This is a genomic window from Nostocoides jenkinsii Ben 74 (assembly GCF_001046875.1).
Taxonomy (GTDB): Bacteria; Actinomycetota; Actinomycetes; order Actinomycetales; family Dermatophilaceae; genus Nostocoides_A; species Nostocoides_A jenkinsii.
Genome location: NZ_HF571038.1, coordinates 1,938,828 through 1,961,970, shown reverse-complemented (window position 1 = coordinate 1,961,970; position 23,143 = coordinate 1,938,828). Strand labels below are relative to the sequence as shown.

Here is a 23,143-nt window from a genome sequence, read left to right as displayed (position 1 = left end):
GTAGCTGTTGCCACCGCCGGGCCAGGCGGGTGAGGCCGGTTGATACCGGCTCCGGGAGGGCCGTCATGGCCACCTTGTCAGTCGGGTCGCGCGCGCGGGTATGCCGCGCGGCTGGGTCAGTCGCGCAGGCGCGCCAGCAGGCGCAGGAACTCGATGTAGAGCCAGACCAGCGTCACGATGAGGCCGTGCGCCAGAAGCCAGGAGTACTGGCGGGGGGCGCCGGTCGCGATGGCCCGGTCGATGGAGTCGAAGTCGAGCGCCAGCGAGAGCGACGCAAGACCGACAGCGACGAGCGAAATGCCGATGCCGATCGCGCCGGTGCCGCCGAAGCCGAACGGCGTGTCGCTGATCATCGCGAAGATGAAGTTGACCACCGCGAAGATCGCGTAGCCGAAGATCGCCAGAGTCATGATCCGACGGAACTTGTTGGTGACCTTGATCAGGCCCGACTTGTAGGCAAGGAACATTCCGGTGAACGTCGCCAGGGTCGCCACGACGGCGGTGCTGACCAGGCCCTGACCGTAGATGTCATTGAAGACGTTGCTCACGGCGCCCACGAAGAGACCTTCGAGGACGGCATACGCCAGGATCAGCGGGACGCTCACGGTCTTTTTAAAGGCGATGATCAGGCCCACGATGAGGGTGCCGATCATGCCGCCGATCCAGAACATCTGCCCGAGCGCGGGGTTGCGGTCGGCGGTGATCCACCCGAAGGCACCCACGCCGACGACGATCGCGAAGAGCGACAACGTCTTCATGATGACGTCGTCCATGGTGACCCGGCCGGTCTGGACGGGGCCCGCGGACGGGCGGTCATACATGTCTTGCAGGTGCCGGTCGGTGACCGGACCGCTCTGATAGGGCCCCGGGTAGGGCGTCGACTGCGCGGGGGCGTTGCCGAACCCGGCATACCCCGTGCGGGCGTCCTTCTCGATCCGGTCGAAGACCGGGTTGCTGGCCATGATCTGTTGTCCTCCAGGACCTCGTCGGCGGCAGGGAGCACCGCCTGGTGCTTGATGAAGCGTCCGGGATCAGGGAATTGTTCCCCGCGCCGACCGAGTGCTCCCGACGGGAGTCGAACCCGCACCTGGAGCGATTTTAAGTCGCCTGCCTCTGCCATTGGGCTACGGGAGCGTTTCCACCCTATGCGGCGTGGCGGGGTGTGTGGTCGCGCCCGGGATACGACGCCACTTCAACAGTCGTATGCCGCGCCCTCCCGCCGCGGCCAGCCCCACCAAGGCGGTGGTCTGGAGAAGCTGCGGCCACCACCACGCCAGCCATCGGTTCGGGACCCGGCCGGTGGCCGGGCCGGCGAAGGCGTCGGCCGCGAACAGCGTCATGTCCACCTGCCAGCGCGGGTGGATTCGCATAACCGTCGTCTCGTCCGTCCTGGTCGCCCCGTCGCCGAGGGGGGTAGTCGTCCCCCACATCAACTGATTGTCGACGACGAGCGCCGGGTGAGGACCGACCGGCTGAAGCGCGCCCAGAGTGGATGACCAGCCGCCGGGGAGCGGGTCAAGCGGCAAATCGGCCCGCCGTGGCGCGAACCGCAACCTGCTGTCGGCACCGACGTCGTAGCGCAACACGCCGCGTTCCATCGCCTGGCCGGCCGACAGCAAGAAGAGCGTGCGGCGATCGGCGGTGAAGCGCGGGGTCCACTGGCCGGCGCCGTCAAAGTCGGCCGCCACGTCCCCCAGCTCAACCTGCTGCGTCGTGCTGGACCCGGCGTCGACGTCCTCGATGGTGACGGTGAAGCTCCGCCAGGCCGTCGCCGAGTCTTTCCAGGCTGCGTCAAGAGACAGAAAGCGATGGTCGTCCAGCCAGCCGGGGCTGATCGAGCGGTTCGGCGTGTCCGCCAACCGCCGCGCCGACCCGTCCGGCGCCAGGAGCCACGTCTCCCCGACGATGTAGTTGTTGAGGACCAATCGGCCCGTCGGACTGAAGCGCCACGGGGTCTGCACGCCCCCCATCTGACTCAGCCACCCGTCCGCCACCTTCAGTGCCGGCCGATCGCGGGTCTCGGCGAAGCGAGTCGTGACGCCCGTCGCGAGGTTGCGGATCGCGTAGCAGGTGCAGTCCTGGTCGCGGAAGCCCAGCCACCGGCCGTCGTCACTGAGCGCCGGCATGGCACTGAAGGGTCCGGAGTTATGCGGCAACCGCCAGACGTGCCCGCGCGCATCGAAGCCGTACCAGTCCCACCTCTCACTATCGTCCTGCCACGGCCAGCCCCCGTGCCCGTTGAAGAGGCCCGCCAGCGGTCCCGGCTTCTCGGGAAGCAGTCGCGGCCCAACCAGGGCGTATGCCGCGATCCCGCCCGGGTGCGACCGCACACCTTGGGAAGTGCTCGGGGAGGCCGGCGGACTCGTGCGGGGTGCGCCCGGCATCCCGACGAACCACCCGATGACGAGGACGGCGACCACGAGGGCAGCCGCACCGCTGAGGAGGGCGTCACGTCGGCGCCGGCGGCGCCCCGCACCCCACGCCGCCGCGGCCAAAGCATCGGCGCCCGGGGCGGCTGAGCGGCACTGTGCCTCCTCGGCGGCGTCGGTGGCGGCCAGCCGCAAAGCGTGTTCAAGTCGCGTCGTCATCGCGATTCCTCCTTTACCGGCGCCGCCGTTGCCGGCGTTGCGGCGTGGTTCGGTGCTCCGCCGGGATCCAGATCGGCCAAGAGGTCCGGGGCGAGCTCACGAATCCGGCGCAAGGCCAGCCGGGCCTGGGACTTCACGGTGTTGACCGAGCACCCCAGCAGCGCGGCTGTCTCGACCTCCGTCCGGTCCTCGACATAACGCAGGATCAAGACCGCTCGCTGGCGCGGCGTCAGCCGGGCCAGCGCCTGCCGGATTACGAGCCGGTCATCGGTTGCGGCATCCCCGGCGGGGGGAGATGCGGGCGAGCGGGCGGACGCGGCATACGACTGCTCGATCTCATCACTGGGATGCTCGGTGACCCGGCGCGCCCGGGTGCGCCAGCGGTCGATCGCCAGCCGATAGAGCGTCGTGTGGGCGTAGGCATAGGGCGCGCCGCCCGGGCGGCTAAGGGAGCTCCAGTGGCGGGCGACACGGGCATACGTCTCTTGCACCAGATCCTGGGCGTGATGATGGTCACCGACCAGCAGGAGCGCAGCGCCGTACAAGCGGGCCTGGGTGGCCCGCACGAACGCCTCGAAGTCCGGATCGGTCATCACGACCTATCAGACGTGCGGGAGGGGCGCGACGGGTGGAGGCTGGCCGATTTCCGTTCAACAGGACGGCGAGGAGCACCTGTGGAATGCTGGCACGAAAGTCGATTTGACCCTCCGGAAGGACCCTGCGACCGTGACCGCGACCGTGCAGCGAAAGCACGACCGAACCACTCGGCGAGGCCGGCGCGGACCCCTGCCGGGGTCGCCGCGAGGCCCGCGGTTGTCCAAGGTCGAGCGCGAGACCCAGATCATCGGCATCGCCGAGCACCTCTTCGGCGAACTCGGTTTCGCCAACACGACGATGGACATGGTGGCCCAGGCCGCGGGCATCACCAAGCCCGTCATCTATGACCACTTCGGGTCCAAGGAAGGCTTGCTCGCGGCGGTTATCGACCAGGCACGCAACGAACTCACGGATGAGATCCAGCAGGCGTGGCGGGAGGTGGCTCACCTGGACTCGGCGGAGGCGAGCTTCCGGGCAGGCTTGGTCGCCTACTTCACCTTCATGGACGCGCACGCCGCCGGCTGGCGCGGCCTGGTCCGCAATGGCGTGAGCGGCATCGCGAGCACCTCGATCGAGTCGGCGCGCGACATGCAGGCGATGGCGGTGCAGCAGGCGCTGGGGCACTTCCCCCAGCTGGCGGCGATCCCCGCGCCGGTGCTGGAGTGCACGATCGAGGGTTTGGTCGGCGCGTGCGAGCGCATCTCGATCTGGCGGGCCGATCGCGACGACATCACCCCCGCCGCAGCGGCCGACATCGTGATGGCAATGTGCTGGTCGGGCCTGAACGGGATGTTCAGCACCCGCTGACGGCACCGGCCGCTCGACGCACGGTCACTCGGCGCACGGTCACTCGGCGCACGGCCGCCCGGCGCACGGTCGGGGTACGAAGCCGCCGGGTCACGGCACGAGCGATCAGGGCACGATCGGTCGGGGCACGAGCGACAGCGCGATTCCGTCGAGGATGTCGTGCTCGGACGTGACAATCGGGACCTCGCCGGCGGCCGCCACGACGCGGTCGATGACCGTTCGCCAGACGAGCGCGCCGCCACCGATGACATCCACCCGGCCCGGGTGCATGAACGGCAGGGCGGCCCGGTCGGCGCGGGACATGGCGATCAGGTCGTCGCAGGCCGCGTGCATGGCGGCGGCGTCCATGGTGCTCAGGTGGATCGCGGTCGGTTCGTATGCCGCGAGCGCCAGCGCGTGCGCCGTCACCGTTGTGACGCTGCCGGCCAGGCCGACGAGGGTCGCGGTGCGATCGAGAGGCACGACATCGGCGGCGGCGTTGATCGCCGCCTCGACATCGGCACGGGCGGCGGCGACCTCGGCCTCAGTCGGCGGATCGGAGCGCAGGTGCCGTTCGGTCAGTCGCACGCAGCCGACATCGGTCGACAGGGATGCGTCGACATCGGTGGTGCCCAACACGAATTCCGTTGAGCCACCGCCGATATCGACCACGAGGTAGGGGCCGGGGATGCCGGCGGCGTGCAGATCGCCGGTCGCCCCGCGGAAGCTGAGTGCGGCCTCCTCGGCCCCGCTGATCACTTCCGGGGTGACGCCCAGGTCGCCAAAGGCGTCCTGGACCCCTTCGACGAAGACGGCGGCATTGCTCGCGTCTCGGGACGCCGAGGTGGCCGCGAACCGAATGGCGACGGTGCCATGCTCGCGGCACTGCGCGGCATACTCCCGGCACATGGCGAGGGTGGCCACGATCCGTTCGGGATCGAGCCGGCCGGTCCGGTCGACGCCATAGCCGAGCCGCACCACCTCCATCCGGCGCACGATGTCACGCACCGCGTAGGTGGCGGGATCGATGTCGGCGATGAGCAGCCGGATGGAATTGGTGCCGCAGTCGATCGCACCCACGCGCATGTCAGTCCTCCTCGCAGTGGTCGGGAGCCTCCCCGACGCAGGAACCCTTGGCCCACCACTTCGGGAGCCGGGCGAGCGCCTCGTCCCCCACGGGATTGACCCCGGGGCCCGCGGCGAGGGCGTGCCCGGCGAGGGCGTGCAGACACTTGACGCGGCGCGGCATACCTCCGGCACTGATCCCGTCGATCTCGGGAACCGGACCGACGCCGGCACGCTCCCCGACGCGGGCCCGGTCGAGGAGAAATGCTTCGTGAGCCTGCTCGTATGCCGCGGCGAACCCCGCGTCGTCGGCCAGCCGATCCTGGAACTCCCGCATGGCGCCCTCGGACTCCAGGGTGCTGAGGGCGGCGGTCAGGCGCGGGCAGGTGGCGTAGTAGGTGGTGGGGAAGGGAGTGCCGTCGCTCAGTCGCGGGGCCGTGGCGACGACATCGGGGCAGCCGCAGGGGCAGCGGTGGGCGATCTCGACGATCCCGCGGGGCTCCCGGCCGAGTTGGGCGGCGACAGCGGCGACATCGGCGGGGTCGAGGTCAGACCCTGGCTGCGAGCCGGGCCGCTGTGCCGCCGTGGATTCGTCTTGGTTGGGGGTCATCGATTCGATGCGCGCTGCGGGTTGTCGGCGAGCTTGGTCGACTCCCAGATCTGGCCGTACCAGGGGTGGTTGGCGGCGATCTTGTTGGCCCGCTCGACCAACTTCTCCTCGGTCGTCGGGGTGGCGTCGATGACCGTATAGGCCTTCTCCCCGATCTTGACCATGTTGAGGCGCTCGCGGGCCTGGGCCGCGACATAGTTGGGATCGCCCCAGAGTTGCTTCTCGTGCTCCATCGCCGCGACATCGGCCTGCTGCGCGGCGACCTTGTCACGCAGGGCGGAGATCTCGCCGCGCTGGCTGATGTAGGTCTTCAGCGTCGGGCCAAGCAGGACACTGAGGAGCAGCGCGATTGAGCCGATGATCATGAACCGCTGGACCGACCAGGCCGACCGGGCGCCGGTCTCCTGGGCGGGCATGGTGACGCGTGGCAGCGCCCGCGGCGTCGTTCGATCCCCGCCGGTCCGGCCCTTGGGGCGGGACGCGGGTGGGCGACGGGCGGGCGCTGCCATCCGGTCAGGCCTTGGCGGCGAAGCGAGGGAAGGCGCCGGCGCCGGCGTAGATCGCCGCCGCGTCGAGCTCCTCCTCGATGCGCAGGAGCTGGTTGTACTTCGCGACGCGCTCGGAGCGGGCCGGGGCGCCGGTCTTGATCTGGCCGCAGTTGGTGGCCACGGCGAGGTCGGCGATGGTGGTGTCCTCGGTCTCGCCCGAGCGGTGGCTCATCATGCACTTGTAGCCCGCGCGGTGCGCCATCTCGACAGCGTCGAGGGTCTCCGACAGCGAGCCGATCTGGTTGACCTTGACCAGCAGGGCATTGGCCGTGTCTTCGGCGATGCCGCGGGAGAGCCGCTCGGGGTTGGTGACGAACAGGTCGTCGCCGACGAGCTGGACCTTGCTGCCGAGGGCGTCGGTCATGGCCTTCCAGCCGGCCCAGTCGTCCTCGTTGAGCGGGTCCTCGATGGAGACCAACGGGTAGGCGTCGACGAGCTCGCTGTAGTAGGCGATCATCTCCTCGCTGGACTTCTTGGCGCCTTCGAAGGTGTAACCGCCGTCCTCGTAGAACTCGCTGGCCGCGACGTCGAGGGCCAGCGCGATATCCTTGCCCGGCTCGTAGCCGGCGCCCTTGATGGCCTCGAGGATCAGGTCGAGCGCGGCGCGGTTGGACTCGAGGTTGGGAGCGAAGCCGCCCTCGTCGCCGAGGCCGGTGGCCAGGCCCTTCTTCTTCAGGACCGACTTGAGCTCGTGGTAGACCTCGGCGCCCCAGCGCAGCGCCTCGCGGAAGGAGGCGGCGCCGATGGGGGCGATCATGAACTCCTGGATGTCGACATTGGAGTCGGCGTGACTGCCACCGTTGAGGATGTTCATCATTGGGACGGGCAGAACGCGGGCGTTGGGGCCACCGACGTAGCGGAACAGCGGCAGGCCGGCGGAGTCGGCGGCGGCGCGGGCGACGGCTAGGGAGACGCCGAGGATCGCGTTGGCGCCGAGCTCGCCCTTGTTGTCGGTGCCGTCGAGGGCGAGCATCTCGTCATCGACGAGGCGCTGGTCGGCGGCGTCGAAGCCGTAGAGCTTGGGCGCGATCTCTTCCATGACGGCGTCAACGGCCTGCTCGACGCCCTTGCCGAGGTAGCGCTTCTTGTCGCCGTCACGGCGCTCCACGGCCTCGAACGCACCGGTGGAGGCACCACTGGGGACGGCCGCGCGGCCGACGGTGCCGTCGTCGAGTCCGACCTCGACCTCGACGGTGGGATTGCCCCGCGAGTCGAGAATCTCGCGCGCGATGATTGCCTCGATGATGGCCACGACAAACTCCTGGGATGGTGTGGGATGGGCTCGCGTCCAGCCTAACGACATCGGCCCGGCCGCACCGTATGCCGCGCCGTTCGTGGACGCCGCCCGCCCGGTGCTCGCGGGGCTCGCCGGGGCGATGACGCGGCCCGGCCGCCGTCGCGGGTCTTGCTGGGGCCTACGCAGCCGTAGGACCGGCCGCGCGGAGAGCGCCGTCCGCCAGCAGGAACTGCGCCGCGGTGTAGGTCGCCATCACCGCCGAGTTCCAGGCGGGGGGCGGGTCGGTCAGGACGAACTGGCCGAGCCCGAGCAGGGTGTCGGAAGCGAGGAAGGCGAGGCCGCCGAGGGCCGTGGCGCGCCGCGCGTCGGGCGGCAGGTTGGGGTCGAGATGCGCGGCATACGCGGCCATGGCGGTCAGCAGCCCGGCGTAGGCCAGCACCCCCGGGCCAAGAACGGGCTCGGCGCGGGCGGCACCCCAGGCCATCGGGATCCCGCTGACGACGAACAGTCCCGCCGCAACCTTCCCGGCAGCGCTGCGCCGCAAGGGATTCGGGTTCGCGACCCGGCGAAAGCCACGGATGTAGGCGACCTGGCCGGCGCCGAACGCACCCATACCGGCTAGAAAGGGGCCCGTGCCGGAGCCGAGCAACGCCACGTCACCGAGCCAACCGAAACCCTGGCCCGCCTGGGTGCTGCGGTGCAACGGTGACCGTCGCGCTCGGGGATCCAGGGCGAAGGAGCCTGCGAGGGTCGGCATGAGCAGGGTCTTCGTGACCAGTCGGGTGCGCTCGGCCTGCGGCCCGGGCAAGCCGGCCAGGACCGTGTCGGCGATGGCGAGCGCCCCGAAGGCGAGACGCAGGGCGGAGGCGGCACCCGGCATACGCCGGAGACTAGTGGGCCATCGCGGCCCCGAGTCCGCCCTGGCGCCGGCGCAGTCGCGTGGTTGGGCTACTTGGTCGAGGTCGAGGTGGGTGCCGCGTCGGTGCTCGTGTCGGTGCCGGACGAACTCGACCGTGACGGCGTGCCGGACGACGCTCGCGACGTCTTCGAATTGGAAGCCGAGGTCGGCGCACTGGTCGAACTGGCCGAGCCACCGTTGGTTTGGTCATCCGACGTGGGGGCGGTGGGCGTCGAATTCGCTGGCGACGGGGCCGTTGGCGACGAGTCCGTTGGCGACGGCGTGGCCGGGATGATGCTGACCGGCGGGGTCCAGCCCAGAATGGGGCCCCAGGCCGGGCCGATCCAGGCGGCCGGGAAGCTGTCGACTGTGCGGGGCTCGCCGTTCTCGTCGTAGAACGTCGTCGTTGTCGTTGAGTCCCCGTAGCTGCCAACGGATTCTTCGGCTTCGGTCCCGTTGATCACCACCTGGTGCCCCCGCTGATCGAAGAGCCGAACTGACTCGATCCGGCGACCCTGCGCGTCATACGCATAGAGGTTGCCGACCAACGCGCCGCCGTTGTAGAGGCCCTCCGCCGGCACCTTGCTGATCGTCGCCACCTCCGGCGCTGCCGTGCGCTCCGTCGTAAGCGCCCGGAGGCCAAGGACGAGGGCCACAACCGCCAGCGTCACATTGAGCAACGCCACCGGCCACCAGCGCAGGCGACCCGAGGCGGTGCGCAGCCCGAGCATGACCGACGCCCCGATCGCCAGACCGACGATGATCACCTTCGCGGTCGCCGGGAACCACGACAGCACCAGCGCGAGGTAGGCGCCGGCGGCAAGACCGCGCGCGACCCACCAGGCGCCGCGCAACTCCCGTAGCCACGGCGCACCGCTGAGCAGTTGGGCGCCAGTCCCCGCTGCTGCATCGCGCACGGCACCAGCGTGTTCCCGCGCCCACCGACCGAGGCCGGCCTGGTCCCGGCTCGCGCGCGAGGGGAGGCCGGCGGCGGCGCGCAACTCCGCGGCATACGCCTGGGGGGTGCCGAGCCGGATGCGCAGGTCTGCGCCGGACTCCGCGGCCAGTTCGGCCAAATCCGCCTCCATGCCCAACGTAATCTCCTCGACCTCCTCAGCCGGCAGATCGGCGAGTTCGGCTCGGACTTGGGCCACATAGCTCCGCACGCGGGCAGGGGTAGCCTGCGTGCCCATCACCGTGGTCGACTCGCTCATCACTGCGCTCCCGCTTCGCTCAGAAGGCCGTCCATCGCCGCGACGAAGCCGGTCCAGGTCTTGTGTTGGGTGGCCAGGACATGCCGGCCTTCGGCGTTGATTCCGTAGTACTTCCGATGCGGACCCTCCTCGGAGGCGACCACATAAGACGTGAGCGCCCCGGCGCTATAGAGGCGGCGCAGCGTGCCATAGACGGAGGCATCGCCCACGTCCTCCAGACCGGCCGCGCGCAGACGGCGCACGACGTCGTATCCGTAGCCGTCCTCCCGCGCGATCACCGCGAGCACCGCCAGGTCGAGGACGCCCTTGACGAGTTGGGTGGGATCCATCGCATCTCCGTTCGGGGGTCTTTCCCCTTCCGCACTAGTGCGCAGTCCGCACTAGTGCGCCAACTGTACCTCATGGCGCGATTCAGGTATGCGGTGCAAACAAGGTCAGACGTTTGGGCACTCCCGCGTGCCCGAACGTCTGACCTTCTGCGACGGGACTAGTCGAGCGCCGAGTACGCGACGGCGAGCGCCGCGCCCAGGCGGGCGTTGTTGCGCACCAGCGCGATATTCGTCCGCAGCGAGGCACCCTCGGTCAGTTCCACGATGCGGCCGAGGAGGTAGGGGGTGATGTCCTTGCCGCGAATACCCCGCGCGTCGCAGTCCGCGAGGGCGCGCGCGATCACGGCGTCCATGTCCGAGGCCGGAATCTCCTCCCCCGTCGGGACGGGATTGGCGATCGAGACACCCCCTGCGATGCCGAGGTCCCACTTGGCCCGCATCATGGCGGCCAGGTCCTCCGGGGTATCGAGCCGCATCGGGACCCGATGCCCCGAGACCCGCGAGAAGAACGAGGGGAACTCGTCACTGCCATACCCCACGACCGGGACGCCAAGCGTCTCCAGCCGCTCCAGGGTCCGACCGATGTCCAGGATCGACTTCACCCCGGCGCTGATGACCGCCACATCGGTCACCGCCAACTCGGTCAGGTCGGCACTGACGTCCATGCTGTCCTCGCCGCCGCGGTGGACCCCGCCCAGGCCCCCGGTGACGAATACGCGGATGCCGGCGAGCGCGGCGAGCCGCATCGTCGCGGCCACGGTCGTCGCGCCGTGCGCCTTCGTCGAGACGACATAGGGCAGGTCCCGCACACTGACCTTGACCACGCTCGGATCGCTCGCGAGGAGTTCGAGGTCGTCGGCACTCAGGCCGATCCGCGGGATTCCGTCGAGGATGGCGATGGTGGCGGGCGTCGCCCCGCCGTCACGGATGATCTGCTCGACCTCCAGCGCCATCGCGACATTGTCGGGATAGGGCATGCCGTGGCTGATGATCGTCGATTCGAGCGCGACGACTGGGCCGCCGGCTGCGACGGCCGCCTCGACCTCGGGGGTCAGGCGCAGCATCGGGTGCATCGGCTCAGCCCTTCGCCGCGGTCTCGACCAGCGCCGGGCTGAGGTCGGGACGGACGGTGTGGTCGCTGGAGACGGCCAGCGCGGAAACCACATGACCGTATACCGCGGCCTCGGCCACCTTCGCCCCCTCGCCATACGCGTGGAGGAAGCCCGCGAGAAGCGCGTCGCCCGCGCCGGTCACGTCGACCACCTTGACGGTCGGGGCGGTGAAAGACACGGCATCCGGGTGTGCCCCGCCCTCGGCCGCCGACACCAGGATGCTTCCGCTGGAGCCGAGCTTGACCCAGACATGGGTCACGCCGTCCTCGATCAGCATTGCGGCAACGGCCGGGACGTCCTGGATCGTCAGGGCACGACCCGTCAACGCCTGCAACTCGCCGAGGTTGGGCGCGAGCAGCCAGGGCCTCGGGTGCAGCGCGGCCCACATGCGGGGGCCCTTCGCAACGCTGACCGGGTCGGCAACCAGGCGGGCGCCCACCGCAGCGCTGGCCTCGGCGACCGCGGTGACGACCTCGGGCGGGACATTGGCGTCGACGAAAACCAAGTCTTCGGCGGTGAGTTGGGCGAGTGCCGGGGCGACGTCGGCCGCCGTGAGGGATTCGGTGGCGTTCATGTCGTTGATCGCGAGGGCGAGTTCGCCGTCGTGGGCGTGCAGCGCTGCATACCGACCGGTGGGGTGGGGCGAACGCACCACGTAGTCGAGCCCGATGCCGCACTCGGCGGCATTGTCGAGAAGCACCCGGGCGGCCAGGTCGTCGCCGATCGCCGCCACCAATTGGACCGTGTCGCCGAGCCGGGCGAGGTTCTCGGCGATATTGCGCGCAACCCCACCGGGACGCTCCGCCAAATGGCCGGGATTGGACGACCCCTCGACCAGGGGGCCCGTGGAGCGGGCGACGAGGTCGAGGTTCGCCCCGCCAAGGACGAAAACGCGATCAGACACGAGGGGAGAGCCTAAGCCAGAGCGCCCGATGCGCCCACATCCCCCGCCGCGCCCGCACCCCCGCCCTTTCGTACTTGAGCACGCCTTACGCACTTGAGCACGCCTTGGAAGGCGTGCTCAAGTGCGTAAGGCGTGCTCAAGTACGAAAGGGCGGGGGTGTGGGAAGTGTCGGAGGTCCGGACAGCGCCGGGGAGGGGTCAGCGTCGGGCGGCCTTCTCGGCGGCCTTGATCGCCGCCCACTGCGCCTCGACCTCCTCCGGGGTGGAGGCCTCGGCGTCGGCGAAGACGTGGGGGTGGCGGCGGACGAGCTTGGCGACCAGGGTCGCGGCGATGTCGTCAATGTCGAAGGGGTCCTGCGGGTCCTCCTGCCCGACCCGCGCGTGGAAGGCGACCTGCAGGAGCACGTCGCCGAGTTCCTCGACCAGGTGGTCCCGATCCCCCGACTCGATCGCCTCGACCGCTTCGGCGGCTTCTTCGGTCAGGTATGCCGCGAGGCTCGCGTGCGTCTGCTGCGCGTCCCACGGACAGCCGCCCGGGGACCGCAGCCGGTCCATCACCGCCACGACATCGAGCAACCCGGCTCCCGGGACGTCCCACGAGCCGGTGAGCACTTCGACGGTGGGCGGGGCCTCCAGTCGGCTCACCTCGGCGGCGATCGCATCGGTCAGGCCGGGGTCGCCGTCGCTGCCGAAAACCCAGACGACCGGCTCCTGCTGGGCCGTCGTCACCAGGCGCCGCGCCACCGAGGCGACGTCGCCAGGCTCGGCCTGCACCTCGATCCCGGACGAAGCGATGGCCTCGGGAACCGGTTCCCCCGGATCGGCCGCGAGCACGAGGCGCGCCGCGCCCAGCGCCAGCCAGGCATCACGAGCCAGCAGGCCGGGAGCCACCCGCGGGGTCGTGAGCAACAGCGTCAACCCGTCGGGGATGCTCCCCGGTCCGGTCGCAGAGGTCACGCCGACGTCGGTCAGGGCGTCGCGGGCTGGTCTGACGCCGGCTGGTCCATCGCCGACTGGCTGCTGATCCAGTTGGGCGTCGCCGGCGCCAGCGCGATCGCGTCGCGGTCGAAGGTCCCGAAGCGCGGGTTGACGCGGATGGACGCCTTCTTCATTGCCTTGCTGACCTCGTCCAGCGCCGCGGGATCGGTCTGGGCGAACTGGTTGTGCAAGTAGTTGGCGCGCACCACATCGAGAGTCTCGGGCGTCGGCTTCATGCCGCCCATCTCGGCGGCAATCGCGTCGTCGGACAGGATGGCGCCCTTGCCCTCGGCAACCTTGGTCAGGAAAGGTGCCTCGATCAGGTAGCCGGTGGCCTGCGCGATGGTGAGGGGCTCCTGCAGGCCGAACGCCTTGGTGACCTGCTCAGCCGCCGTGCGGGCGGCCGACTCGGTGATGACGTGTCCGTCGACGCGGGCAGCGACGTCGGCCCCGCCGACGCTGCAACCGCCCAGGACCAACGTCCCTCCGACGGCGGCCGCGACCAGCGCGCCACGCAGTGATCCGGTCACTGTGCTTCCTTCCTCACGTCCAGCTTCAACGATCAATCTCAAACGGTCGATCTCACACCTGCTCGGCGAGCACCGAGCGCATCACCGTTGCCGCCCAGTCAAGCATGTCGAGGTCACGCAGGGGCTTACCGCCCACACGCGCCGTCATCGGCTTCGGCACCAGAATGCTACGGACTCCATCCTTGTAGAGCGACTTCGGGTAAAGCCGCTGCAACCGCAGCTGCTGCGACTCGCGCAGCGTCACCGGCGCAAAGCGCACCACATTGCCTTGGACGGCGATCTCGGCGACGCCCAACGAGCGCGCGAGCACCCGCAGTCGCGCCACCGCCACCAGGTTCGACACCGGCTCTGGCAGCGCGCCATAGCGGTCCACCAATTCCGCCTGCACCTCCGCCAATTCGCTCTCGCTCGTGACAGCGGCGAGCTTCTTGTAGGCCTCCAACCGCAAACGTTCGCCGGGGATATAGGTGTGCGGCAGGTGCGCGTCGATCGGCAACTCGATGCTGAGTTCGGCCACGGGCTCCTCGGCGTCGCCGCGGAAGTTCGCGACCGCCTCGCCGACCAGACGGACATACAAATCGAAACCGACGCCCTCAATGTGACCCGATTGCTCCCCGCCGAGCAGGTTGCCCGCGCCGCGGATCTCCAAGTCTTTCATCGCAACGGCCATACCGGCCCCGAGATCGGTATTGCTCGCGATCGTTTGCAACCGCTCGATCGCCGTCTCGGTCAGCGGCTTCTCCGGCGGATAGAGGAAGTAGGAGTAGGCCCGCTCACGGCCGCGCCCCACCCGCCCGCGCAACTGATGCAACTGCGACAGTCCGAGTTGGTCGGCGCGCTCGACGATCAAGGTGTTGGCGTTGGAGATGTCCAGGCCTGTCTCGACAATCGTCGTGCAGACGAGCACATCGAAACGGCGCTCCCAAAAGTCCAGCACCACCTGCTCCAGCCGGTGCTCGCCCATCTTGCCGTGCGCCGTCTCGACCCGCGCCTCGGGAATCAGCTCACGCAGCCGGGCGGCGGCCTTCTCGATCGTCGAGACCTTGTTGTGGACATAGAACACCTGGCCGTCGCGCAGCAACTCTCGACGGATGGCCGCGGTGATCTGTTTCTCGTCATAGCCGCCAACGAAGGTCAACACTGGGTGGCGTTCCTCCGGCGGGGTCGCCAGCGTCGACATCTCCCGGATCCCGGTCACTGCCATCTCCAGCGTGCGGGGTATGGGGGTCGCGGACATCGAGAGGACGTCCACCGCCGTCCGCATCGCCTTGAGCTGCTCCTTGTGCTCGACGCCGAAGCGTTGCTCCTCATCGACCACCACGAGGCCGAGGTTCTTGAAGCGCACCGTCGAGCCGAGCAAGCGGTGGGTGCCGATGACGAGGTCGACGCTGCCGTCGGCGAGACCGTCGAGGACGAGCTTGGCTTCTTTGTCGGTCTGGAAGCGCGAGAGCGCCTTGACGACGACCGGGAACCCGGCATACCGATCGCTGAAGGTGTTGAGGTGCTGCTGCACCAGCAGCGTCGTCGGCACCAAGACCGCCACCTGCTTGCCGTCCTGCATCGCCTTGAACGCGGCCCGGACCGCGATCTCGGTCTTGCCATAACCGACATCGCCACAGATCAGCCGGTCCATCGGGATGGGCCGCTCCATGTCGCGCTTGACCTCCTCGATCGAGGACAACTGATCGGGGGTCTCGATATAGGCGAAGGCGTCCTCAAGCTCGCGCTGCCACGGCGTGTCCGGGGCGAACGCGTGCCCGGTTGTGGCCATCCGCGCGCTGTAGAGCCGAATCAGTTCCGCGGCGATCTGGCGCACATAGCGTCGCGCCCGGGCCTTCGTCTGCTGCCAGTCCGACCCGCCGAGGCGGTTGATGGTCGGTGCCTCGCCGCCGACATAGCGGGTGACGAGGTCGAGTTGGTCGGTCGGCACGAAGAGCCGGTCCGCGGGCTGGCCACGCTTGGACGCGGCATACTCCACGACGAGATATTCGCGGGTGGCACCTGCGACGGTCCGCTGGATCATCTCCACGAACCGACCCACGCCGTGCTGCTCGTGGACCACATAGTCCCCCGGCTTGAGCTGCAACGGATCGACCTGCGCGCGCCGCCGCGACGGCATCCGGCGCATGTCCTTGGTAGAGCCGGCGCTCGCCGCGGTGCCCATGAGGTCGGCCTCGGTCAGCAAGACCAGCCGCGCATCGGGCAGCACCACGCCACGCCCCAACGAACCCGTCGTCAGGCACACGACGCCGGGCGCCACGTCGCTGCCCTCGCGCGCGGGCACGTCCCGCTCGCGCAACACTTCGCCGATGCGGGTGGCCAAGCCCGCTCCATCGGTGACGATCTGCACGCGCCACCCGTCATGGACCCAGGTTCTCAGGTCAGCAACGGCCTTCTCGGTGTTGCCGCGATAGGTCGGCGCGTCGTCGCCGGGGATGCGCGCCGCCGTCGCGTCCGCTCCGCCGAACTCGCTGAGCTCCTCATCGCGCTCGAACCCGCCCAGCACCCACCACGGCAGCCCGAGAGCCTCGGCGCGCTCGCGGGCCTGCCCGATCGTCGCGTAGGACGCCATCCCGAGCACCCCGCGCAGGTCGACCGGCACGGCGTTGCCGGCCGCGGCATTGGACCACGAGGCATCCAGGAACTCCGCGCTCGTCGCGACGAGATCGTGGGCGCGGGCCCGGATGCGTTCGGGATCGGCCAGCGCCACGACGCTCCCGGCCGGGAGCACGTCGAGCAGGCTCTCCATGCCGTCCACCAGCGCCGGCGCCAGCGACTCCATCCCCTCAACGGCGATGCCTTCAGCCACCCGGTGCAGCATCTCGGCGACCCCGGGCAGTTGCTCGGCCAACTCGGCGGCCCGCGCACGCACGGCCGGGGTCAGCAGCAATTCGCGGCAGGGCGGCGCCCACAACCCGTGTGGCGCAATCTCCAGCGAGCGCTGGTCGGCGACCTTGAACCAGCGGATCTCCTCGACCACATCACCCCAAAACTCCACGCGGAGCGGGTGTTCCTCCGTCGGCGGGAAGACATCGAGGATCCCCCCGCGGACGGCGAACTCACCGCGCCGCTCCACCAAGTCCGTTCGGGTGTATGCCGCGGCCGCCAGCGCCTCGGCCACCTCACCTAGGGGGCGCTCGTCTCCGGCGGAGAGGGCCACGGGGACAAGGTCGCCGAGCCCGCGCACGATGGGCTGGAGCAGGGCGCGCACCGAGCAGGTCACGACCCGCGGCCGGTCCAGCGCCGGGTCCTCCGCATCCGGGTGCGCGAGCCGACGCAACACCGCCAGGCGCCGGCCGACGGTGTCGCTGCGCGGCGACAACCGCTCGTGCGGCAGTGTCTCCCAGCTGGGGAAGGTCGCCACGGCATCGGGTGGCAGGAAGGACCCGATCGCGGCAGCGAGATCTTCGGCCTCACGCGCGGTGGCCGTCACGACCAACGTGGTCGCCTCGGCCGGACCCGCCAGCACGACGAGTGGCGCCCGCAGGCCGACCGGGACAGCGACCTCGATCCGCGCATCCGCGGCGCGCAGAGTGCGCACGGCCGAGGCGATGCCGTCATCGGCGGCCAGTGCCTGCAGCAGACCGGCCAAGCTCATCGGGTGCCCCCTGGTGCGTGAAAGCGTTGCTGCGCGGCCAGCAGGCCGCCGGTCACGAGGTCTTCCACCGCATCGGCAGCCTCCACCACCGAGACGGCGATCTCGGGCTTCTCCGCGGCGCTGAAGTCGCGCAGCACAAAGTCGGCGGGGTCCATCCGGCCCGGCGGCCGCCCGACCCCCACGCGAACCCGGTGGTAGTCGCGCGTGCCCAACAACGCACTCACCGAACGCAGACCGTTGTGCCCGCCCTCGCCGCCCCCGAGTTTGAGCCGAACCAGCCCGAACTCGATGTCGAGCTCGTCGTGGACGACGATGACCCGCGCGGGCGGGATCTTGTAGAACCGCGCCAGGTCACGCACCGGCTCGCCCGAGACATTCATGAAGGTCGTCGGGATGGCGATGAGCACCGGCGCTCCCCCGACCGTGATCTTGGCCGCCGTCGCCGATCCCTTGTGCTTCGCCAGGGTCACCCGATGCCGCTCGGCCAAGGCGTCGATCACGAGCGCGCCGACATTGTGCCTATTGGCGGCATAGCGCGCTCCCGGGTTGCCCAACCCGACAGCCAGCCACAGATCCATCCCCAACTCTTCCTTCACGCCGCAACTTCCTTCACACCGCAACATCCTTCACGCCAACACTTCTTTCGCGCATACACCGACCGGGACGGCCATCACCAGGCCACTTCCAGCGTCACCGCGCGAGCGTATTGCGATACACCGACAACGTCCGTTCGACGACGTCGTCCCAGTCGTAGTGCGCCTGCGTTCGCCGGTGCAGTTCCGCGGCGCCGACGGCGCCCGCATCCCGGTCGGCGAGTTCCGCCCGGATCGCCTCGGCCAGCCCGGCGACCGAGCCGTCGGGGAAGAGCCGGTGCCCCGGACCACTCGCCTGCAGGATCTCCCGATGCGGCCCGATATCGCTCGCCACCACCGGCAGCCCGTATGCCGCGGCCTCCAGCACCGTGATCGGCATACCTTCCAATCGGCTCGGCTGGATGAAGAGCGCGGCCGAACTCATCAGTTCGGCCAGAACGCTGCCGAAGACATAGCCGGGCATCACGATTCGCGGGTCGGCCGTGGCGAGGCGACGCAGGTCGTCGGCGTAGTCATCGCTGTGGGACGACCCGCCGACGAGGACGAGCTTGACATCGGCGGGCACCCGGGCTAAGGCCCGCACCAGCAGGTCCGGGCACTTCTCGGGCACAAAGCGGCCCAGGAAAAGCAGGTATCGCCCCGGCTCCAGCCCATAGCGACGCAGGACGGCCCCCGGTGGCACCGGTTCGACGCGCGGGGCGCCATTGGGGATGTAGTGCGCCGGACGATCGTGCTCGGTGTCGTAGATCCGCGCGAGTTCGCGGGACACCACGATCACGTCATCGGGCACCCACGCCGACAGCGACCGGCCGACGCGCAGGATGCCCCGCGTCGGCACCGACCACTTGCCGCGCTGGTCGTCGAGGGCGTGGACCGTCTGAACGACGCGCGTGGAGGTCAGATACCGCGGGATCGGCGTGAACAGCCCCGGCCCGAGGGCATGGAAGTGCGCGATGTCGTAATCGCGCCGCAGCGTATGCAGCGCGGACAGCCCGGAGTGCACCGTCGACTCCAGATGTTTCCCACCGGTCGTCGGCAGGTTGCGCAGGATCATCCCGCGATACCGCCCGGGCCGGCGCCCGCTGGGCGGCAGATAGGCGTACTGCGACGGCACTTCCAGGCCCTGCGTCGAGTAGTTGCGCCGGCAATAGACCGTGACCTGGTGGCCCGCCGCGGCAATCCGCGACCCCAACTCCTCGACGTGCTTCTCGACCCCGCCATAGGAGGCGGGCAGCCCGCGCAGCCCGATCATCGCGATCTTCATGCCGCGCTCCCCGCCGCGTGCGCGATCCGCACATCGGAATAGAGGTTCGCGACCCGGCGCAGGTGCACCTCAGGGGCGTGGTCCCGCAGCACCCGGGCGCGCCCGCCCAACCCGTGCGCCACGGCCATCTCTGGATCGTCGAGATAACGCCCCAGGGCGGCGGCCAGGGCCGCGGGGTCGTCCGGCCCCACCAGAGTGCCAGTGCTCGCATCCACCAATTCCGGTAGGCCGCCGAGCGCGCTCGCGACGACCGGCACCTGCGCGGCATACGACTCCAGAACGGCCAGGGGCTGGTTTTCCAGCCACCGCGCCGGGAGGGCGGTGACCCGGGCCCGGGCGGTCAACGCCTGCAGTGCCGCTGGCTCCAGCCGGCCGTGGAAGCGCACCCGGCCAGGGGCCACCCGAGTGGCGAGGCCGGTCAACGCGGCCCGGTCCGGGCCGTCGCCGGCGATCTCCAGGCGCGCCTGTGGAAGGCGCGCGACCGCGTGGAGGAGGACGTCGACGCCCTTCTCCGGGGAGAGCCGCCCCGCATACAGGATGCCCTCGCCGGCCCCGATCCGAACGGGCACGTCGACCGGCGAGCCATTGGGCAGGTGCACGAGGCGATCGGTGGCGACGTGCCCCTCGGCGAGGCGGTCCCGCAGGAACCGGCTGGGGCAGGCGAAGGCGCCCACTGCGGCATACGCCCCGAAAAGACGATGCGTGCCCACCTCCAGCGCCGCCATCGAGCTCGCCGCCAGGCTGCCGTCCTGACAGCGGCGCCGGGGGGCCTGCGGCAGGCCGCCATCGAGACAGGCCGTGCAGACGTGACCATGGTCGAGGAAGCGATAGGTCGGGCAGACGAGCTTGTAGTCGTGCACGGTCATCACCATCGGCACCCGGGCCCGCCGGGTCGCCGCGATCACCGAGGGTGAGAGCTGGTGATAAATGTTGTGCAGATGCACGATGTCCGGCCGGTATGCCGCCAGGACCGCGGCCATCCCCCGCGCGGCCGCCGGTGACCACAACATCCGCCCGGCCAGCCCGAGACGCTCGGTGAGGTGGGCCGGGGCGGGGTCGAATCGGGCATACGGAGGGAAGTGCTCCGCGAAGCGCATCGGGAGGTTGTCGGGATCGGCCATGCCGAAGAATTCGACCTCGTCACCACCGGCCCGCTGCGCCGCCGCGAGGTCGAAGAGGTAGCCCTCCGCACCACCGCGGCGATAGAGGAATTTGTTGACGTGGAGGATGCGCACCCGTCAGGCCTTCGCGCGCTCGGCGTCGATCCGCCGCCGACGAAGGTAGGCCCCGGAGGAGAGCGCGAGGATGGTCACGGCATACGCCATGACCACGACCTGGGACATCAGGTTGGCCACCAGGCTGAGCAGGCCGATCCCGATCGCGGTGACCAGGGCGGCCTCGGTCACTGCGCGTTCGATGCCACCGAGGCGGCGCCGGCCGGCGTCGAGGGCGGCGACGAAACTGGACCAGATCATCAGCGCGAGCAGGGCGAGATAACTGACCAGGCCAGGTATGCCGAGTTCGACGTAGGCGCGAACGATGTCGTTGTGCGGTTGCTTGGCCGCCGTCGTGGTCATCGAGACCGCGCGCAGGCCCACCCCGGCGATGGGGCTGGGCTCGGCGATCTCCAGCGACTTGTGCCAGTAGGCGAACCGCCACGACATCGAGTTGGCCGGTTTGCCGGTGATCTGCGAGGCGGAGCCCAGGTCGGCGAAGCGTGACTGGATCGGTGGGGCGACGACCCCGAGGAGCAGCACGGCGCAGACCGCGACAACGGCGGTATAGGACCGGCGGCGCAGCAGCAGGATCAGCAGGCCGATGGCGGCGACGATCCAGGCGCTACGGGTGAAGGAGAAGAACGTCAGCGCCGTGGTCGCCACAAGGGCGATCAGGACCAGGCGGCGGGCGGTGCCGCGCACGACCGGATAGGTCGCCAGCATCAGGAACCACGTGAAGATCGCGAAGTAGGCCAGCGGGTTGCTGTGCGCAAACGTCCCGGTGATGCGGGAGAAGACGCCCGAGGTGTGCAGCCCCTGCCGCGTGACCAGCTGACAGGCGGCGACGGCGGTCGGGACGATGACGGCCATACCAATGGCGACCAGGAAGCGGCCGAGGCCGGCGCCGCGGGCGACGAACTGCTCGACGCACAGGAAGAGCACAGCGATGCTGGCGATCCGCGACCACTCCACCAGGGACGCGCCCGGCTTCGCCGAGGTGAGTATGCCGAGCATCGCCACGCCCGTGAAGACGAGGAAGGCCAGGCCAAGCCGCGAGGTCGGGAAGGCATCGCCGAGCTTCATCCGGCGGTTGAGCAGCCAGAGTGCGCCGAAGCCGAGCAGCAGCAGGCCGAGCACGACACTCGGATCGCCCAAATGGCTGCCGCCGCGGAAGACGTCCAGGCTGGAGCGGACGGCGAGTGCGGCGAGCACGAAGGTTTCCAGGTCGTTGAGCGCGACGACCAGCAAGGTGGCGCCGATCAGCAACGCGATCGGCAGGAGGGTCATCGGGCGAGAGGCGTTCCCGGACAGGCTCATCGCCGTGTAGACCGTCAACGCGACCCCGAGTACGGCGCTCAGGACCACGCCGGCGCGGGTGCTGCCGAGGACGGTCCGGCCGCCGGCGATCGAGCGTTCGATCGTGTCCACGCGTCGTTGGTCCTCTCGCCCGGGTTGGGCCGTCGTGCGGTGGTTCGCCTGCGTCTATTCAGTCGGTGCGTATGGTCAGTCTCGGTCAAGGCCGCGACGCCAGGTCGCGAGTCCGGTCGCCGCGCTGGCCCCGAGACCGGCGATGGTCGCCATCACCGGCCGCAGCGCCCCGCTGGCGTCGGCGGCCCCGATCCGGTGCACCAGCCAGGCGGCGAGGGCTCCGGCGAGACCGCAGAGAAGACTACCCGCTAGTGCGGCGGCGAGCCCAAGGCGACCGAGACCGGGCTGTCGCCGGGCGAGCCACCAGGCGTGGCCGACGTTGACATATTGCGCCGCGGCATACGCGATCGGGACGGCCAGGACGGGGTGCGCCCAGGTCGAGGCGAGGGGATAGAGCGTGAGGAGTAGGCCGGCATTGGCCACCACGCCGTAGGCAGTGTTGCGCAGCGGCTCGGCCATGCGGCGCGCGGCGAAGAAGGGCGCAAGGAGGGCGCGCTGCAGGCCGCTGCCAGCGAAGCTGAGGGCATAGACGGCGAGGACCGCGGGCAACACTGCCGCGGTGCCGGGTCGATCGCCGAACACGAGCGGTGTCACGGCCGGGAACAGCACGACGCCGAGGACGGTCATCGGCACGGCGAGGAGGGCGACCAGGCGGATGCCATGGCGCAGGAGGCGCGCGGCGGCGGCCTCGTCGCCGTTCGCGAGAGCATTGCCGAGTCGCGGGATGAGGGCGACCATTACGGACCGGAACACGACCGTGCCGCCGAGGGCACTGGCGATCCGGTTGCCGTAGTGGACCACCGTCGCCGACCCGACGGGCAGGAAGCTGACGACGATGCCCTCGAGCACGCGCATGGCCGGGTTGAGCCCGGCGGCGAGGGTGGGGCGTCGCAACAACCCGAGCGTATGCCGCACAGCCGGGTCCCTCGGTCGTGGCCAGTGGGCGCGCCAACCGTGGTGGTGGGCGAGTGCCGCCATGACGGCGACTTGGGCGAGGGCGCCCGCGGCATACGCCCACGCGACGGTCTCGATCCGGGCGGGACCCAGGAGGATGATCGGGATCCCGACGAGGTTGAGCACCAACGACATGGCCGCCGGGAAGCCGATCACCAGGCGCGAGATGAGCCAGGACCGCAGCACTTCCGCGGCGGCGAGGGCCGGCAGATAAATCGCCAGGATGCGGGTCAGGCGCGCGGCGGCATCGAGAGTGTCGGGCGACCAGTCCGGGGAGAGCAGGCGCATTGCCGGGCCGGCGAGCAGAGCCAGGGTGCCGGCGCCGGCCAGGCCCGCGCCGGCGAACCACAGCATCAGCCCGGCGACGGCGCCGGGTTCGCGGTCCCCGGCGAGTTCGACTCGCCAGGCGGTGAAGGTGGGGACGAGGACTTGGGCGCCCAGCGCAACGGCTATCGCCGCGAGGGCGAGGGGCAGGCGCAGGGATAGGGCAATGGCGTCGCTCCCGGCCCCGACGCCGAGTCGATGCCACCAAGCCAGGTCGAGCAGGAAGCCGCTGGCGACGGCGAGCAGCGCGACGACCGCGGTGATCCCGCTCTGCCGGGCGAGCGCGTGGGGTTCGGCCGAGCGGTCCGGCATCAGTGCGGGGCGGGTGCGGCGGGGGTGGCGGGGGTGGCGGGTGCGGCGGGGGGGGGGG

General features: G+C 70.1%; 21 protein-coding genes and 1 tRNA gene. 1 reads left to right on the top strand and 21 read right to left on the bottom strand.

The window, feature by feature from the left end:
• Positions 1 to 116: 116 nt before the first annotated feature.
• The 4 genes from BN13_RS09165 to BN13_RS09145 all read right to left on the bottom strand — a co-directional run bounded on the left by BN13_RS09165 (position 117) and on the right by BN13_RS09145 (position 3,181).
• Positions 117 to 962, bottom strand: a complete 846-nt coding sequence (locus BN13_RS09165; RefSeq protein WP_048546229.1) for a Bax inhibitor-1/YccA family protein — start codon at positions 960 to 962, stop codon at positions 117 to 119.
• A gap of 98 nt (positions 963 to 1,060) precedes the next feature.
• Positions 1,061 to 1,134, bottom strand: a tRNA-Leu gene (locus tag BN13_RS09160).
• On the bottom strand, positions 1,125 to 2,588 hold the full coding sequence (locus BN13_RS18635; RefSeq protein WP_084733661.1) for a hypothetical protein: 1,464 nt from the start codon (positions 2,586 to 2,588) through the stop codon (positions 1,125 to 1,127). Before BN13_RS18635 ends, BN13_RS09160 begins: the two co-directional genes overlap by 10 nt.
• Positions 2,585 to 3,181, bottom strand: coding sequence for a SigE family RNA polymerase sigma factor (locus tag BN13_RS09145; protein WP_048546223.1), 597 nt, complete (start codon positions 3,179 to 3,181; stop codon positions 2,585 to 2,587). The genes BN13_RS18635 and BN13_RS09145 overlap by 4 nt, the downstream gene beginning before the upstream one ends.
• 133 nt (positions 3,182 to 3,314) lie before the next feature.
• On the opposite strand from BN13_RS09145, the gene BN13_RS09140 reads away from it, so the two are divergent.
• A complete protein-coding gene (locus tag BN13_RS09140) occupies positions 3,315 to 3,992 on the top strand; it encodes a TetR/AcrR family transcriptional regulator (protein ID WP_048546221.1) in 678 nt (225 codons plus the stop codon).
• A 105-nt stretch (positions 3,993 to 4,097) separates the two neighbouring features.
• Here BN13_RS09140 and BN13_RS09135 read toward each other — a convergent pair whose 3' ends face one another.
• From BN13_RS09135 to BN13_RS09055, 17 genes are all read right to left on the bottom strand, one after another.
• Positions 4,098 to 5,057: a Ppx/GppA phosphatase family protein gene (locus BN13_RS09135; RefSeq protein WP_048546220.1), complete on the bottom strand. Its 960-nt coding sequence runs from the start codon at positions 5,055 to 5,057 to the stop codon at positions 4,098 to 4,100.
• 1 nt (position 5,058) lies between these two features.
• The gene (locus BN13_RS09130) at positions 5,059 to 5,646 is read right to left on the bottom strand and encodes a DUF501 domain-containing protein (protein ID WP_048546218.1); all 588 of its coding nucleotides are present in this window, start codon (positions 5,644 to 5,646) and stop codon (positions 5,059 to 5,061) included.
• Positions 5,643 to 6,155: an FtsB family cell division protein gene (locus BN13_RS09125; protein ID WP_084733659.1), complete on the bottom strand. Its 513-nt coding sequence runs from the start codon at positions 6,153 to 6,155 to the stop codon at positions 5,643 to 5,645. The genes BN13_RS09130 and BN13_RS09125 overlap by 4 nt, the downstream gene beginning before the upstream one ends.
• Positions 6,156 to 6,159: 4 nt before the next feature.
• A complete protein-coding gene (gene eno, locus BN13_RS09120; protein ID WP_048546214.1) occupies positions 6,160 to 7,446 on the bottom strand; it encodes a phosphopyruvate hydratase in 1,287 nt (428 codons plus the stop codon).
• 163 nt (positions 7,447 to 7,609) lie between these two features.
• On the bottom strand, positions 7,610 to 8,311 hold the full coding sequence (locus tag BN13_RS09115) for a lysoplasmalogenase (protein ID WP_048546213.1): 702 nt from the start codon (positions 8,309 to 8,311) through the stop codon (positions 7,610 to 7,612).
• Between the two features lie 68 nt (positions 8,312 to 8,379).
• Positions 8,380 to 9,543 carry an HAAS signaling domain-containing protein gene (locus tag BN13_RS09110; protein ID WP_048546210.1) on the bottom strand — a complete coding sequence of 388 codons (1,164 nt, stop codon included), beginning with the start codon at positions 9,541 to 9,543 and terminating at the stop codon, positions 8,380 to 8,382.
• Entirely contained in the window at positions 9,543 to 9,872 is a 330-nt protein-coding gene (locus BN13_RS09105; protein WP_048546208.1) for a PadR family transcriptional regulator, read from the bottom strand. Before BN13_RS09105 ends, BN13_RS09110 begins: the two co-directional genes overlap by 1 nt.
• 158 nt (positions 9,873 to 10,030) lie before the next feature.
• The gene (locus tag BN13_RS09100; RefSeq protein WP_048546207.1) at positions 10,031 to 10,945 is read right to left on the bottom strand and encodes a pseudouridine-5'-phosphate glycosidase; all 915 of its coding nucleotides are present in this window, start codon (positions 10,943 to 10,945) and stop codon (positions 10,031 to 10,033) included.
• A gap of 4 nt (positions 10,946 to 10,949) precedes the next feature.
• Positions 10,950 to 11,888 carry a carbohydrate kinase family protein gene (locus BN13_RS09095; RefSeq protein ID WP_048546206.1) on the bottom strand — a complete coding sequence of 313 codons (939 nt, stop codon included), beginning with the start codon at positions 11,886 to 11,888 and terminating at the stop codon, positions 10,950 to 10,952.
• 197 nt (positions 11,889 to 12,085) lie between these two features.
• Positions 12,086 to 12,844 carry a MazG family protein gene (locus BN13_RS09090; RefSeq protein WP_048546205.1) on the bottom strand — a complete coding sequence of 253 codons (759 nt, stop codon included), beginning with the start codon at positions 12,842 to 12,844 and terminating at the stop codon, positions 12,086 to 12,088.
• Positions 12,845 to 12,855: 11 nt separating this feature from the next.
• Entirely contained in the window at positions 12,856 to 13,395 is a 540-nt protein-coding gene (locus BN13_RS09085) for a hypothetical protein (RefSeq protein ID WP_048546203.1), read from the bottom strand.
• A gap of 52 nt (positions 13,396 to 13,447) precedes the next feature.
• Positions 13,448 to 16,993, bottom strand: coding sequence for a transcription-repair coupling factor (gene mfd / locus BN13_RS09080; protein WP_048546201.1), 3,546 nt, complete (start codon positions 16,991 to 16,993; stop codon positions 13,448 to 13,450).
• The gene (gene pth, locus BN13_RS09075) at positions 16,990 to 17,571 is read right to left on the bottom strand and encodes an aminoacyl-tRNA hydrolase (protein ID WP_048549032.1); all 582 of its coding nucleotides are present in this window, start codon (positions 17,569 to 17,571) and stop codon (positions 16,990 to 16,992) included. Before pth ends, mfd begins: the two co-directional genes overlap by 4 nt.
• Before the next feature lie 112 nt (positions 17,572 to 17,683).
• Entirely contained in the window at positions 17,684 to 18,850 is a 1,167-nt protein-coding gene (locus BN13_RS09070; RefSeq protein ID WP_048546199.1) for a glycosyltransferase family 4 protein, read from the bottom strand.
• Positions 18,847 to 20,085: a glycosyltransferase gene (locus BN13_RS09065; RefSeq protein WP_048546197.1), complete on the bottom strand. Its 1,239-nt coding sequence runs from the start codon at positions 20,083 to 20,085 to the stop codon at positions 18,847 to 18,849. The genes BN13_RS09070 and BN13_RS09065 overlap by 4 nt, the downstream gene beginning before the upstream one ends.
• 3 nt (positions 20,086 to 20,088) lie before the next feature.
• Positions 20,089 to 21,495 (bottom strand): O-antigen ligase family protein, encoded by a 1,407-nt coding sequence (locus tag BN13_RS09060; RefSeq protein WP_048546195.1) that lies wholly within the window; start codon positions 21,493 to 21,495, stop codon positions 20,089 to 20,091.
• A gap of 75 nt (positions 21,496 to 21,570) precedes the next feature.
• Positions 21,571 to 23,143, bottom strand: a 1,573-nt coding sequence (locus tag BN13_RS09055) for a lipid II flippase MurJ (RefSeq protein ID WP_235434000.1), incomplete at its 5' end; no start/stop codon positions are given.

Bases quoted from the DNA above. Each gene is read 5' to 3' on its own strand.
- BN13_RS09165 (WP_048546229.1), bottom strand. From the start codon at position 962: ATGGCCAGCAACCCGGTCTTCGACCGGATCGAGAAGGACGCCCGCACG.
- BN13_RS18635 (WP_084733661.1), bottom strand. From the start codon at position 2,588: ATGACGACGCGACTTGAACACGCTTTGCGGCTGGCCGCCACCGACGCC.
- BN13_RS09145 (WP_048546223.1), bottom strand. From the start codon at position 3,181: ATGACCGATCCGGACTTCGAGGCGTTCGTGCGGGCCACCCAGGCCCGC.
- BN13_RS09135 (WP_048546220.1), bottom strand. From the start codon at position 5,057: ATGCGCGTGGGTGCGATCGACTGCGGCACCAATTCCATCCGGCTGCTC.
- BN13_RS09130 (WP_048546218.1), bottom strand. From the start codon at position 5,646: ATGACCCCCAACCAAGACGAATCCACGGCGGCACAGCGGCCCGGCTCG.
- BN13_RS09125 (WP_084733659.1), bottom strand. From the start codon at position 6,155: ATGGCAGCGCCCGCCCGTCGCCCACCCGCGTCCCGCCCCAAGGGCCGG.
- BN13_RS09115 (WP_048546213.1), bottom strand. From the start codon at position 8,311: ATGCCGGGTGCCGCCTCCGCCCTGCGTCTCGCCTTCGGGGCGCTCGCC.
- BN13_RS09110 (WP_048546210.1), bottom strand. From the start codon at position 9,543: ATGAGCGAGTCGACCACGGTGATGGGCACGCAGGCTACCCCTGCCCGC.
- BN13_RS09105 (WP_048546208.1), bottom strand. From the start codon at position 9,872: ATGGATCCCACCCAACTCGTCAAGGGCGTCCTCGACCTGGCGGTGCTC.
- BN13_RS09100 (WP_048546207.1), bottom strand. From the start codon at position 10,945: ATGCACCCGATGCTGCGCCTGACCCCCGAGGTCGAGGCGGCCGTCGCA.
- mfd (WP_048546201.1), bottom strand. From the start codon at position 16,993: ATGAGCTTGGCCGGTCTGCTGCAGGCACTGGCCGCCGATGACGGCATC.
- pth (WP_048549032.1), bottom strand. From the start codon at position 17,571: ATGGATCTGTGGCTGGCTGTCGGGTTGGGCAACCCGGGAGCGCGCTAT.
- BN13_RS09070 (WP_048546199.1), bottom strand. From the start codon at position 18,850: ATGAAGATCGCGATGATCGGGCTGCGCGGGCTGCCCGCCTCCTATGGC.